Origin of the sequence: Polaromonas sp. (genome assembly GCF_049790275.1) — a bacterium.
GTDB lineage: Bacteria > Pseudomonadota > Gammaproteobacteria > Burkholderiales > Burkholderiaceae_C > Polaromonas.
Window position 1 is genome coordinate 12,802 of record NZ_JBAQYR010000037.1, and the last position, 13,676, is coordinate 26,477.

General features: G+C 62.9%; 12 protein-coding genes. 7 read left to right on the forward strand and 5 right to left on the reverse strand.

All coding sequences use genetic code 11. The annotated features are described in order from the left end of the window. Positions 1-21 precede the first annotated feature (21 nt). Positions 22-1,170, forward strand: coding sequence for a lanthionine synthetase C family protein (locus WA904_RS04565; RefSeq protein ID WP_425195942.1), 1,149 nt, complete (start codon positions 22-24; stop codon positions 1,168-1,170). Here WA904_RS04565 and murI read toward each other — a convergent pair. Next, a complete protein-coding gene (murI, locus tag WA904_RS04570; RefSeq protein WP_425195943.1) occupies positions 1,167-1,931 on the reverse strand; it encodes a glutamate racemase in 765 nt (254 codons plus the stop codon). The two genes, WA904_RS04565 and murI, sit on opposite strands and share 4 nt — an antisense overlap. A 99-nt stretch (positions 1,932-2,030) precedes the next feature. Then, positions 2,031-3,584, reverse strand: coding sequence for a fumarate hydratase (locus WA904_RS04575; protein WP_425195944.1), 1,554 nt, complete (start codon positions 3,582-3,584; stop codon positions 2,031-2,033). 162 nt (positions 3,585-3,746) lie between these two features. On the opposite strand from WA904_RS04575, the gene fumC reads away from it, so the two are divergent. Together fumC and nhaA are read left to right on the forward strand one after the other, a co-directional pair. Beyond that, positions 3,747-5,147 carry a class II fumarate hydratase gene (fumC, locus tag WA904_RS04580; protein WP_425195945.1) on the forward strand — a complete coding sequence of 467 codons (1,401 nt, stop codon included), beginning with the start codon at positions 3,747-3,749 and terminating at the stop codon, positions 5,145-5,147. Positions 5,148-5,160: 13 nt separating this feature from the next. Next, entirely contained in the window at positions 5,161-6,345 is a 1,185-nt protein-coding gene (gene nhaA / locus WA904_RS04585) for a Na+/H+ antiporter NhaA (RefSeq protein ID WP_425195946.1), read from the forward strand. Positions 6,346-6,352: 7 nt separating this feature from the next. Here nhaA and WA904_RS04590 read toward each other — a convergent pair whose 3' ends face one another. After that, on the reverse strand, positions 6,353-6,961 hold the full coding sequence (locus WA904_RS04590; protein WP_425195947.1) for a YqhA family protein: 609 nt from the start codon (positions 6,959-6,961) through the stop codon (positions 6,353-6,355). A 155-nt stretch (positions 6,962-7,116) separates the two neighbouring features. Here WA904_RS04590 and acs point away from each other — a divergent pair, with 155 nt between their 5' ends. Further along, a complete protein-coding gene (gene acs / locus WA904_RS04595; protein WP_425195948.1) occupies positions 7,117-9,114 on the forward strand; it encodes an acetate--CoA ligase in 1,998 nt (665 codons plus the stop codon). 78 nt (positions 9,115-9,192) lie between these two features. Here acs and WA904_RS04600 read toward each other — a convergent pair whose 3' ends face one another. After that, entirely contained in the window at positions 9,193-9,507 is a 315-nt protein-coding gene (locus tag WA904_RS04600; protein WP_425195949.1) for a c-type cytochrome, read from the reverse strand. A 116-nt stretch (positions 9,508-9,623) separates the two neighbouring features. Here WA904_RS04600 and WA904_RS04605 point away from each other — a divergent pair, with 116 nt between their 5' ends. Continuing rightward, the gene (locus WA904_RS04605) at positions 9,624-9,863 is read left to right on the forward strand and encodes a TIGR04438 family Trp-rich protein (RefSeq protein ID WP_425195950.1); all 240 of its coding nucleotides are present in this window, start codon (positions 9,624-9,626) and stop codon (positions 9,861-9,863) included. A 206-nt stretch (positions 9,864-10,069) separates the two neighbouring features. Here WA904_RS04605 and ilvD read toward each other — a convergent pair whose 3' ends face one another. Beyond that, positions 10,070-11,779 (reverse strand): dihydroxy-acid dehydratase, encoded by a 1,710-nt coding sequence (gene ilvD / locus WA904_RS04610; protein ID WP_425195951.1) that lies wholly within the window; start codon positions 11,777-11,779, stop codon positions 10,070-10,072. Positions 11,780-11,879: 100 nt separating this feature from the next. Between ilvD and WA904_RS04615 the strand changes: the two genes are divergently transcribed. Together WA904_RS04615 and lgt are read left to right on the forward strand one after the other, a co-directional pair. After that, on the forward strand, positions 11,880-12,794 hold the full coding sequence (locus tag WA904_RS04615; protein WP_425195952.1) for a LysR substrate-binding domain-containing protein: 915 nt from the start codon (positions 11,880-11,882) through the stop codon (positions 12,792-12,794). A gap of 45 nt (positions 12,795-12,839) precedes the next feature. Further along, complete coding sequence (gene lgt, locus WA904_RS04620; protein ID WP_425195953.1) at positions 12,840-13,646, forward strand: prolipoprotein diacylglyceryl transferase; 807 nt, start codon at positions 12,840-12,842, stop codon at positions 13,644-13,646. Positions 13,647-13,676 lie beyond the last annotated feature (30 nt).

Below are 13,676 nucleotides of genomic sequence, written 5' to 3' on the forward strand. Positions count from 1 at the left end.
CGGCATGAGCCACTGCGCGCGGTGCGATGGGACGAGCAGCGGGCTCGCGACCTGATCGAGCGCATCGCCAGCGCCACCGAGTCCCACGCCGGACCCTGGCCCAACCACCCGCTGGACGGCGCCGACCCGGCACCGCGCCACGAGCTGTATGGCGGCGCTTGCGGCGTGATCTGGGCGTTGCATCACCTGCAGCAGCGGGGAGCCGTGAAGCTGGCCAATGCGCTTCATTCCGCGCAGGTGCTGCGGCTGCTGGAGCCCAACCGTACTGTGATGGGCCACGGCCGGGGGGCTTTCGGCGCTTACCTGATGGGCGACACCAGCCTGCGCATGCTGGCGTTCGCCATCGAGCCTGATGAAACGCAGGCCGCCGCGATCGCGGAACTCGTCGAGGCAACCGTCGATCACCCGGCGCGCGAACTGATGTGGGGCTCACCCGGCACGATGCTGGCGGCGCTGTTCATGCGGCGCCGCACCGGCGAAGCGCGCTGGACAAGCCTGTTCCGCCAGACCGCGGAGAAACTCGCCTCGCAGCTCCTGTGGTCGCAGGAGGAGGGCTGCCACTATTGGGACCAGGACCTGTACGGGCAGACCTCGACCTACCTGGATGGCGTGCATGGCTTCGCGGCTACCGCCTCCGTGCTGCTGCAAGGCCGCGACTTATGGGCCCCGGAGCAATCCCGCGCCTGGGAGGAACGCGTCGCCGCCACCATGAGCCGCGCGGCCGAATGGGAAGACGGCCTTGCCAACTGGCGCAACCAGCTGATGCGCCCGCGCGGCGGCCCCAAGCTGATGCAGTACTGCCATGGCGCACCAGGCTACGTGATCTGCCTGGCCGGCTTTCCCGGCCCCGCGCTTGACGACACCTTGCTCGCAGCTGGAGAGGCGATCTGGCAGGCCGGGCCATTGTGCAAGGGCTCGAATCTGTGCCACGGCACGGGCGGCAACGGATATGCCTTTCTCAAGCTGCACCGGCGCTTTGGTGGGACGCGTTGGCTGGAGCGGGCGCGCGCCTTCGCCATGCATTCGATCGTGCAGGCCGAGGACGCGCTGGCCGAGCACGGCCAGTGGCGCTTTTCCTTGTGGACCGGCGACCTCGGCCTGGCGATCTACCTACTGGATTGCATCGAGGAGCGGGATCGCTTCCCCACGCTCGACTGCTTCTTCGACTAAAGGCCCAGCCAGCGGCGTGCGGCCGTTTCCAGTATCTGTTGAGAGCCCGTGGTGAGCAGCGTGACGCTGCCTTCGCCTTCAGCTTTGAGCAGTCCCGCTGCTTCCAGCAGGCGGCGCGTCTGCCGCGCCACCGGCTCGCCCGTTTCGATCATTTTCACCTTCTCACCGGTGTGGATCGCCAGATGGTCCTGTGCAAACGGGTAATGCGTGCAGCCCAGCACCAGGGTGTCGATCTGGCCCTCTTCGCTGCCAAAACTGCCAAGGGCCTGCATGTACCGGGCACACAGTTGCTTGATCTGCTCCGCATCGTCGTTCTGTATGGCGTCCGCCAGGCCATCGCAAGGTACAAGAATGAACTCAGCCTGGTCTTTCAGTGAGTCATGCAGTGTACGGACTTTGGCACTGGTCAAGGTGCCCCGGGTGCCGATCACGCCAATGCGGCGCGTCTTGCTGAGTGCGACTGCGGGCTTGAGTGCGGGCTCAACCCCTACCAGCGGCAGGTCAGGATATTGCGCCCGTACCAGATGGACGGCGGCAGCGGTTGCCGTGTTGCAGGCAATCACCAGAGCCTTGACCTGATGCTCGCGTAGCAGGCGATCCACCACAACACGCGTGCGTTCGATCACGTAGTCATTACCCCGCTCGCCATACGGCGCGAAGCCCGCGTCGGCCAGATAAACAAAATCCTCGGCTGGAAGGTGGGCGCGCAGCGCTTTGAGAATGCTCAGGCCGCCGACGCCGCTGTCGAATACGCCTATCAAGACTGGCCCCCACGGTCGCTCACTGCGTGTAGCTCCGGGGCCGCTGCGCCTGCGGACTGGCAAAGCCAGATCCGCGGCACCGGCTTGATTGAAGAGCGTTCAGCCTGCAGCAACCGCAATGCCCTTGAATTCGCCCGTGGCGATCTTCTTCTGCCACTCGGCCGGGCCGGTGATGTGGGCGCTGGTGCCACCCGCATCCACCGCCACGGTGACCGGCATGTCCACCACGTCGAACTCGTAGATGGCTTCCATGCCGAGGTCGGCGAAACCAACGACTGTTGCGTGCTTGATGGCCTTGCTGACCAGGTAGGCGGCGCCGCCCACCGCCATCAGATAAGCACTCTGGTGTTTCTTGATGGCTTCGATGGCAACCGGGCCGCGCTCGGCCTTGCCGATCATGGAGATCAGACCGGTTTGCGCCAGCATCATTTCGGTGAAACCATCCATGCGGGTGGCGGTGGTGGGTCCGGCGGGGCCGACGGCCTCGCCGGCCACAGGATCCACCGGGCCCACGTAATAGATCACGCGGTTGGTGAAGTCCACCGGCAGCTTTTCGCCTTTGGCCAGCATGTCGGCAATGCGCTTGTGCGCGGCGTCGCGGCCGGTCAGCATCTTGCCGTTGAGCAGCAACGTGTCACCGGGTTTCCAGCTCGCGACTTCGGCCTTGGTCAGGGTATCGAGGTTGACCTTCTTGCTTTTCACGTAGTCCGGTGTCCAGTTCACGTTGGGCCAGAGGTCCAGCGAAGGCGGGTCGAGGTAAACCGGGCCGCTGCCGTCGAGCACAAAGTGCGCGTGGCGTGTGGCGGCGCAGTTCGGAATCATCGCCACCGGTTTGCTGGCCGCGTGTGTGGGGTACATCTTGATCTTGATGTCCAGCACCGTGGTGAGGCCGCCCAGGCCCTGTGCGCCTATGCCCAGGGCGTTGACCTTGTCGAACAGTTCCAGGCGCAGCTCTTCGGTTTTGGTGAGCTTGGCGCCGGACGAGGACTTCGCCTGCAGTTCGTACATGTCCAGGTCGTCCATCAGGCTTTCCTTGGCCATCAGCACGGCTTTCTCCGCCGTGCCGCCAATGCCTATGCCCAGCATGCCGGGCGGGCACCAGCCGGCGCCCATGGTCGGCACGGTCTTGAGCACCCAGTCCACCACCGAGTCGCTGGGGTTGAGCATGACCATCTTGCTCTTGTTTTCCGAGCCGCCGCCCTTGGCCGCCACCGTCACGTCGACGGTGTTGCCGGGAACGATCTCGGTGAAGATCACTGCCGGTGTGTTGTCCTTGGTGTTCTTTCGGTCGAACTGCGGGTCGGCCACGACGCTGGCGCGCAGGGTGTTGTCGGGGTGGTTGTAGCCGCGCCGCACACCTTCATTGATGGCGTCTTCCAGGCTGCCGGTGAACCCTTCAAGCCGGACATTCATGCCGACTTTCAGGAACACGTTGACGATGCCGGTATCCTGGCAGATCGGGCGGTGGCCGGTGGCGCTCATCTTGCTGTTGGTCAGGATCTGTGCAATCGCGTCCTTGGCTGCCGGGCTTTGCTCGCGCTCATAGGCGCGTGCCAGGTGGGCGATGTAGTCGGCCGGGTGGTAGTAGCTGATGAACTGCAGGGCGGCGGCAACGGATTCGATGAGGTCGGCTTGTCGGATGGTCGTGGTCATGGGGTGATGCGTCGTGGGTACTTTGAAAAGGGTCTTCCCGTCAAAGACGGATGGCCCGGATTTTTTGGGCAACAATACGTCTTCAATGAGAATGACTTTCATTTGCCTGGCCGTCTTTCCCGACCGCCAAAAGCCCCCTATTTTGACAGGTAAGCACACACCATGAAGACACGCAGCGAACGAGACACCTTTGGCCCGATTGACGTGCCCGCCGACCGCCTCTGGGGCGCGCAGACGCAGCGCTCGCTGCAAAACTTCGACATATCCGGCGAACAGCAGCCGCGCGAAATCATCCGGGCGCTGGCGCAGGTCAAGCGGGCTTCGGCCGCCGTGAATCACGCGCTGGGTCTGCAGGACGAAAAGAAGACACAAGCCATCATCGCGGCGGCCGACGAGGTGATCGCCGGCAAACATGCCGACGAGTTCCCGCTGGTGGTCTGGCAGACCGGCTCCGGCACCCAGACCAACATGAATGTCAATGAGGTGCTGGCCAACCGCGCCAGCGAGATTCTGGGCGGTGAACGCGGTGAAGGCCGGCTGGTGCATCCGAACGACGAGGTCAACCGCAGCCAATCGTCCAACGATGTGTTCCCGACCGCCATGCATGTCGCGGCGGTGGATGCGATCACGCACAAGCTGCTGCCGGCGATGGCGAAACTGCGTGGCACGCTGGCCAAAAAGGCGCAGGACTTCGACAGCATCGTCAAGATTGGCCGCACCCATCTGCAGGACGCCACGCCGCTGACACTGGGCCAGGAGTTCTCCGGTTATGTGGCGCAGCTCGAACACGGCGAAAAACATGTGCGCGCCGCCTTGCCCCATCTGTGCGAGCTGGCGCTGGGCGGCACGGCCGTCGGCACCGGGCTCAACGCACCGGCAGGCTACGCGGAGCAGGCGGCCGCGGAACTCGCGCGCCTGACCGGCCTGCCTTTCGTGACGGCGCCGAACAAGTTTGAAGCGCTGGCTTCGTGCGATGCGCTGGTCCATGCCCACGGCGCGCTCAAGACCCTGGCCGGCAGCATGATGAAAATCGCCAACGACGTGCGCTGGCTGGCCAGCGGGCCGCGCAGCGGCATTGGCGAGCTGTCGATTCCGGAGAACGAACCCGGCTCCTCCATCATGCCCGGCAAGGTCAATCCCACGCAAAGCGAGGCGGTCACCATGCTGTGCTGCCAGGTCTTCGGCAATGATGTGGCCATCAATATTGGCGGGGCGTCCGGCAATTTCGAACTCAATGTATTTCGGCCCATGATTGCCCACAACTTCCTGCAAAGCGTGCGCCTGCTGGCCGATGGCATACGCAGCTTCGACGACCACTGCGCCGTGGGCATTGAGCCGAACCGTGACCGCATCGCCGAACTGGTGGACCATTCGCTGATGCTGGTGACTGCGCTTAACCCGCACATCGGTTACGACAAGGCTGCCTTTATTGCGAAGAAGGCGCACAAGGAAGGCAGCAGCCTGCGCGAGGCGGCGGTGGTGTCTGGCCATGTGACGGCAGAGCAGTTTGATGCCTGGGTGGTACCGGGCCAGATGGTGGGTAGCCGGTCCGGCAAGCCATAGGCCCAAGCCGCGCATGTTCAATTTTTTTCGACATACCGTCAGCCGGTTCATCCATTCCGAGTCGTCAGGCGGCGTGGTACTGGCACTCGCAGCCCTGCTGGCGCTGCTGGTCAGCAACTCCCCGTGGTCTGCGGTTTATCAGGGTTTTCTGGCCTGGCCCGGCGAACTGCGCGTGGGCCATGACTGGCTGGTGCTTTCCAAATCGCTGCTGCATTGGGTCAACGACCTGTGGATGGCGGTTTTCTTCTTCCTGGTCGGGCTGGAGATCAAGCGCGAAATGATCGAGGGCGAGCTGGCGTCGCGCAGCCAGGCCCTGCTTCCCGCCGGCGCAGCGCTTGGCGGGATGCTGGTGCCGGCCTTGATTTATGTGGCGATCAATTGGGGCGACGCCACGGCCTTGCGCGGCTGGGCCATTCCTGCCGCGACCGATATCGCATTTGCGCTGGGAATCCTGATCCTGCTGGGCAGCCGGGTGCCTGCGTCACTGAAGATATTCTTGACGGCAGTCGCCATCATTGATGACCTGGGTGCCATCCTGATCATTGCGTTTTTCTACACGGACGGCCTGTCTCTGACCGCGTTGGTGGCCAGCGGGGCGGGGGTGGGGGTGCTCGCGCTGCTGAACCGGGCCCGGGTCGTGGCCATCGCGCCGTATGCCATCGTCGGGCTGGCCATCTGGGTTTTTGTCTACAAGTCAGGCATCCATGCCACGCTGGCAGGTGTGCTCACCGCCTTGGCCATTCCCCTGTCGGACGGCAAAGGCGGTTCGCCCCTGAAAATGGTTGAACACGTGCTCCATCCCTGGGTGGCTTTTGTGGTGCTGCCTATGTTTGCCTTCACCAATGCCGGGGTAGCGCTGCAGGGAGTGACTGTGGCCACTCTGCTGCAGAGCGTGCCGCTGGGCATCGCCGCCGGTCTGTTGCTGGGCAAGGCGGTGGGCGTGTTCGGCGCTTCCTGGCTGCTGATCCGCTTTGCCGGTGCGCGGCTGCCGGCTCAGTCGGACTGGGGCCAGTTCTTTGGTGTGTGCCTGCTGTGCGGCGTGGGATTCACGATGAGCCTGTTCATAGGCGCGCTCGCTTTTGAAGGGCAGGGGCCGGGCCATGAAACGCAGGTCAAGCTCGGCGTGCTCGGTGGTTCGCTTTTGTCCGGGATTTTGGGGACAGTGCTGCTGCTGCTGCGCCGCGCAGTCCGCCGCTGAACCACCTTCAGTGTTTTTGCGCGGCGATGCCCGACATGATCTTGTCGGTGTAGGCGATGGCAATGGCTGAAAGCAGGAAGGTGATGTGGATGGCTGTCTGCGCAATCAACACCCGGTCGGTGTAGTTGTCGGCATTGATGAAGGTTTTCAGCAGGTGGATGGAGCTGATGCCGATGATGGCGGTGGCCAGCTTGACCTTGAGAACGGAGGCATTGACGTGGCTCAGCCATTCGGGCTGGTCGCGGTGGCCTTCGAGGTTCATGCGGCTCACAAAGGTTTCGTATCCGCCCACAATGACCATGATCAGCAGGTTGGAGATCATGACCACGTCGATCAGTGCCAGCACCACCAGCATGATGACTGTTTCATTGAGAGTGGTGACCGGTGCGGTGGTCTTGTAGCCAATGCTGGTGATCAGGGCCTGCAAGGCGGTCTGACTGCCGAAAACGGCTTCGATCAGGTGCAGCAATTCGAATAAAAAATGGTACACATAGACGCCTTGTGCGGCGATCAGGCCGACGTAAAGCGGCAATTGCAGCCAGCGGCTGGCAAAAATGAAATTCGGGATGGGTCGTAGCGGCGAAACTTTGGCAGAGGTGATTTTGGGTTCTGACATGAGATGAGGGTTTGTACGGACTTTGCGGATTGTAGGCGTGGTCGGGAGGGCTCCCCGCTTGGGGTAATCTGTAAGCTTGGTGCCAGTCAGTCGAATGTAAGTGCTGAATATGACATTAGCACGCATTGCATTCAAACCCGAGGAGACAAGTCATCATGAACGCGCCCTTATCTGCCATCGAATCCACACTGGTTGAAAACCGGGTTTTTTTCCCCAACCCCGAGCTGGTCAGGTCTGCCCGCATTTCCGGCATGGACGCCTACCAGGCGCTGTGCGCCGAAGCCGAGAAAGACTTCGAGGGTTTCTGGGCCCGGCTGGCGCGCGCGAACCTGAGCTGGAAGAAACCCTTCACCCAGACCCTGGACGAGTCGAATGCGCCGTTCTACCAATGGTTTGCCGACGGCGAGCTCAACGCCTCGTACAACTGCCTGGACCGCCACCTCGGCACCGCCACTGAGAACAAGAAAGCGATCATCTTCGAGAGCGACGACGGCAAGGTGACCCATGTCACGTACAAGGAACTGCACGGCAAGGTCTGCCAGTTCGCCAATGCGCTCAAGGCCATGGGCATCAAGAAGGGCGACCGCGTCATCATCTACATGCCGATGACGGTGGAAGGCGTGGTTGCCATGCAGGCCTGCGCACGCATAGGTGCGACCCACTCTGTGGTGTTCGGCGGCTTTTCCGCCAAGAGCCTGCAGGAGCGCATCCAGGACGCCGGCGCGGTCGCGGTCATCACGGCCAACTTCCAGCTGCGCGGCGGCAAGGAACTGCCGCTGAAGGCCATCGTGGACGAAGGCATCGCCATGGGCGGCTGCGAGTCGATAAAGAACGTGATCGTCTACCAGCGCACGGCCACCGCCTGCAACATGGTGGCCGGGCGCGACAGCCTGATGCACGAGGTCACGGCGAAGCAGCCGGCCACCTGCGAGCCGGAATTCGTAGGCGCAGAGCATCCGCTGTTCATCCTCTACACCTCCGGCTCGACCGGCAAACCCAAGGGCGTGCAGCACAGCACGGGTGGTTATCTGCTGTGGGCCAAGCTGACCATGGACTGGACCTTCGACATCCAGCCCTCCGATGTGTTCTGGTGCACGGCCGACATCGGCTGGATCACCGGCCACACCTACGTGGCCTACGGCCCGCTGGCCGCCGGCGCGACGCAGGTGATTTTTGAAGGTATTCCCACTTACCCGAACGCCGGCCGCTTCTGGCAGATGATCGAAAAACACAAGGTCAGCATTTTCTACACCGCGCCGACCGCGATCCGCTCGCTGATCAAGGCGGCCGAAGCCGACGAAAAAATCCATCCCGCGCGCTCCGACCTGAGCAGCCTGCGGATTCTCGGCACGGTGGGCGAACCCATCAACCCCGAAGCCTGGATGTGGTACTACAAAAACGTTGGGGGTGAACGTTGCCCGGTGGTCGACACCTTCTGGCAGACCGAAACTGGCGGCCACATGATCACGCCGCTGCCCGGCGCGACGCCGCTGGTGCCCGGCAGCTGCACCTTGCCGTTGCCCGGCATCATGGCGGCCATCGTCGATGAAGTCGGCAAGGACGTGCCCAATGGGTCCGGCGGCATGCTCGTGGTCAAGCGCCCCTGGCCGTCGATGATCCGCACCATCTGGAACGATCCCGAGCGTTTCAAGAAAAGTTATTTCCCCGAGGAGATGGGTGGCACCCTTTACCTGGCCGGCGACGGTGCGGTGCGCAGCACCGACCGCGGCTACTTCCGCATCACCGGCCGCATCGACGATGTGCTCAACGTCTCCGGCCACCGTATGGGCACCATGGAGATCGAGTCGGCGCTGGTGTCGCATTCGGCGCTGGTGGCCGAGGCCGCGGTGGTGGGACGGCCCGACGACCTGACGGGCGAGGCGATTGTGGCCTTCGTGGTGCTCAAGCGCTCGCGGCCGACGGGCGACGAGGCCAAGGCGATTGCCAAGGAGCTGCGGGACTGGGTCGGCAAGGAGATCGGCCCGATCGCCAAACCCAAGGACATCCGTTTCGGCGACAACCTGCCGAAAACCCGCAGCGGGAAAATCATGCGCCGCCTGCTGCGCGGCATCGCCAAGGGCGAGGCCATCACCCAGGACACCTCGACCCTGGAAAACCCCGCCATCCTCGATCAACTTTCCGAAAACCTGTAAGCGGTGGCGCCAGGCGTGCCACCGACATAAAAAAAGCCCGCTGAACCAGCGGGCTTTTTTTTGTACCGGAGGGTCGGTTTATTTTTGCGTCAGTACCCAAGCCGCCAGTTTTTTGGCCTCGTCGGCATTGACCTGCGCGTTGGCCGGCATGGGCACAGGACCCCACACGCCGGCGCCGCCTTTCATGATCTTCGCAGCCAGTTTGTCAACTGCGTCTTTCTGACCTGCATATTTGGCCGCCACGTCCTTGTAGGCAGGGCCGACCAGCTTGGTAGCTACGGCATGGCAGGCCATGCAGTTTTTGGCCGTTGCCAGTTGCAGGTCTGCCAGCGCCGGAGTGGAAACGGCAAACCCGGCAGCCAGCGAAGCAATCACTAAACAGAGACGTTTCATCGTTAACCTCGTGGGAAGGAGTTATGGATTCGGTTACAGTCAATCAACGTTATTGTAATGGGGTGGGTTGACCTTGGTTTTGTAAAGGCAAGCCACCTGATTTTCAGGAGTCGGCCATGTTTTTTCTGTTGTTGGGCATTCTCGGCATCGCCCTGAAGTACTTGGCGGTCGATCCGGTGGCGGGCTGGCCGTGGTGGGTGGTTCTGGCGCCCTTTGGCCTGGCCGTGCTCTGGTGGTGGTGGGCCGACAAGTCCGGCTACACCGAAAAGAAAGCCATGGAAAAAATGGAAAAGCGCAAGCAGTCGCGCATCGAGCGGCAGCGCGATGCGATGGGGATGCTCAAAAGAAGGAAATAGAGCCCCCACGCTTGTCACTGCGTGTACTGCGCTGCCCCCCGAGGGGGCGCTGCGCCTGCGGGTCGGCGGAGCCGGACCCGCGGCCCCTGCTTGAAGGAGACCGCCGCTCGCTGCGCTCCGGGAGTTTGTGGCTCACTCGACAGAAGAAAAGCCCCTGCAGTTGCCTGCAGGGGCTTTTTTTAATGGACAAGTGCGTTGCCGCGATCTCAATAGTCGTCGAGCACGGCACCCTTGCTAGCGCTGGAGGCGTTGAAGGCAAACTTGGCCTGCACGCCGCGCATGTAGCGTGGCAGGGGCGCTTTCCAGCCTTCCTTGCGTTTGGCCAGTTCAGCGTCGCTGATGTTCAGTTGCAGCAGCAATTGTTTGGCATCGATGGTGATCGAGTCGCCTTCGTGGATGAAGGCAATGTTGCCGCCCGCCGCGGCTTCCGGTGCAACGTGGCCCACCACCATGCCCCAGGTGCCGCCTGAAAAGCGGCCGTCGGTGATCAGGCCCACGCTTTCTCCCAGGCCTGCGCCAATCAGCGCGCCGGTCGGTGCCAGCATTTCCGGCATGCCAGGACCGCCCTTGGGGCCCAGGTAACGAAGCACCATGACGTCGCCGGCCTTGATCTTGCCGGCCAGGATGGCCGCGAGCGCTGACTGTTCGTCGTCGAAAACACGGGCCGGGCCGGTCATGACCGGGTTTTTCAGGCCGGTGATCTTGGCGACGCAGCCTTCGGGCGAGAGGTTGCCCTTGAGGATGGCGAGATGGCCTTGGGCATACATCGGCTTGTCTATAGCGCGAATCACATCCTGGTCGGCACGCGGTGCATCGGGCACGTCCTTGAGTACCTCGGCAATGGGCTGGCCGGTGATGGTCAGGCAGTCGCCGTGCAGCAGGCCGGCTTTGAGCAGCATTTTCATGACCTGCGGAATACCGCCGGCCTGATGCAGGTCCACCGCCAGATATTTTCCGCTGGGCTTGAGGTCGCACAGCACGGGCGTTTTGACGCGCACGCGCTCGAAATCGTCGATGGTCCAGTCCACGCCGGCCGCATGGGCGATCGCCAGGAAGTGCAGCACCGCGTTGGTGGAGCCGCCGGTCGCCATGATCACGGCGACGGCGTTTTCGATCGACTTTTTGGTCACGATGTCGCGCGGCTTGATGTTCTTCTTGATGGCCTCGATCAGCACCTTGGCCGACTCTTTCGCCGAGTTGGCTTTTTCGTCGTGAGGATTGGCCATGGTCGAAGAGTAGGGCAGGGAGATGCCCAGCGCCTCGAAGGCGGACGACATGGTGTTGGCGGTGTACATGCCGCCGCAGCTGCCGGTGCCGGGAATCGCGCGACGCTCGATCTGCAGCAGGTCCTCGTCGCTCATGCGGCCGGCCGAATGTTCACCCACGGCTTCGAACACGCTGACGATGTTCAGGTCCTTGCCCTTGTAGTGGCCCGGAAGAATGGTGCCGCCGTACACATAGATGGCCGGCACGTTGGCGCGCAGCATGCCCATCAGGCCGCCGGGCATGTTTTTGTCGCAGCCGCCGACCACCAGCACGCCGTCCATCCACTGGCCCTGCACGCAGGTCTCGATGCAATCCGAGATGACTTCGCGGCTGACCAGCGAATATTTCATGCCTTCGGTGCCCATGGCCATGCCATCGGAAATCGTCGGGGTGCCGAAGACCTGCGCGTTGCCGCCGGCCTCCTCGATGCCGGCAATCGCCGCATCGGCAAGTTTTTGCAGGCCGCTGTTGCAGGGCGTGATGGTGCTGTGACCGTTGGCGACGCCGACCATGGGTTTCTTGAAGTCCCCGGCCTCGTAACCCATCGCGTAGTACATCGAACGGTTCGGTGCGCGCGAGGTGCCTTCGGTGATGTTTTTGCTGCGGCGGTTGATGGCATCACCGACGCTGTCCTTGTCTTGCTGGGTCATGGGTATCTCTTGTGTGGGATGTGGGACAAAACGCAGAGTATGCGCCGCCTCTTTGAGTGCTTCCAATATATTTTTGATGCTGTATTAATATGCGTGGCATATGAGTATTCCGACCATAGAGCTTCGGCTCTGGCGCCAGTTTGTGGCTGTTGCCGAAGAGCTGCATTTCGGCCGGGCCGCAACGCGGCTGCACATGACCCAGCCGCCCCTGACGCAGGCCATTGCGCATCTTGAAAAGCTGCTGGCGGTGCGGCTGTTCGAGCGCACCAAGCGCAGCGTGCACATGACGGCCGCGGCCCTGGCGCTGTTGCCCGCGGTCCATGAGCTGCTGGCCCGGTCGCAGGCCTTGCCCGGGCAGGCGAGGGCGGCGGCGGCCGGCGAAGTCGGACGGCTTCGCCTGGCTTTTGTCTCCACCGCGGGGTTTTCTCTGCTGCCTGAATGGGTCCGGGCATTTCGCGAGCAGTATCCGCAAGTCCAGCTCGAATTGCTGGAGGCCACCGGCGACATGCAACTGCAGGCCTTTGAGCGCCACGACATCGATGCCGGGATCATGCTGCATTCGCCGGGATTTGCACCGGCCGGCCTGGAGCGGCGCCTGATCGCCGAAGAGCCCTTGTTGCTGGCCCTGGCCGACCATCACGCGCTGGCGGTAAAACCCTCGCTGACACTTGACGACGTGCTGGCCCAGCCATTGGTGATTTTTCCGCGCCGCATCCTGCCTTCGCTCTACGACGCCATCTTCGCGATGTACCACGCGGCCGCGCGTTCGCCGCAGGTGGCGCAGGAAGCGATCCAGATGCAGACCATCGTCAACCTGGTTTCGGCCGGCCTGGGAGTGGCATGGGTGCCCGAAAGCGTCAGGCAATTCCAGCGGCCGGGCGTGGCCTACCGCAGTGTGTCGGGCAAAAAAGGCCGCCGGGTGCCGGTCTGTGAAACCAGCCTGGTCTGGCCGGCGGGAGTTGCCAGCCCCTGTGTACAGCGTTTCCTGGAATTTGCAACAGCCCCGCGCGGCTGACCGGCCCGGCGCGGCGGGATACGCTGCGCTGGCACAATAAGCCGCATGCTGATCCACCCCACCATCGATCCCGTCGCCCTGCAGCTTGGCCCGCTGGCCATCCACTGGTACGGTCTGACCTATCTCGCGGCGTTCGGCCTGTTCCTGTACCTCGGGCTACGCCGCCTGCGGCATGAACCCTATGCGTCGATGACCGGTGCCGCGGCCTGGAGTCGCAGGGACATCGAGGACATCCTGTTCCTGGGCGTGATGGGTGTGGTGGTGGGCGGGCGTCTCGGCTACTGCCTGTTTTACAAGCCCGGTTATTACCTCGCGCATCCGCTGGAGATTTTTTATGTCTGGCAGGGCGGCATGAGTTTTCATGGTGGCCTGCTGGGCGTGCTGGTGTCGCAGGTGTGGTTTGCCCGCACCCGGAAAAAACCGTGGCTGCAGGTGATGGACCTGGTGGCGCCCTGCGTGCCGACCGGGTTGGCGGCGGGGCGGGTCGGCAACTTCATCAACGGCGAGTTGTGGGGCCGTTTCAGCAGCCCCGATCTGCCCTGGGGCATGGTTTTCAGGCAGAGCGGTTCCATGCTGCCGCGTCATCCCTCACAGGTCTACCAGTTTTTGCTGGAAGGGTTGCTGCTCTTCATCCTGTTGTGGCTGTATGCGCGCAAACCGCGCAAGACCGGGCAGGTGTCCGCGGCTTTTCTGGTGGGGTACGGTGTGTTCCGTTTTATCGCCGAATTTTTCCGCGAGCCGGATGATTTCCTCGGCGTGCTGGCACTTGGTATGAGTATGGGCCAGTGGCTGTGCCTGCCGATGATCGCGGCCGGTGTCTGGCTCTGGTTGTGGGCTGGGAAGAGGGCGTAAAAGAACTGCTCGGCAGAAAGCGGCTGGGCA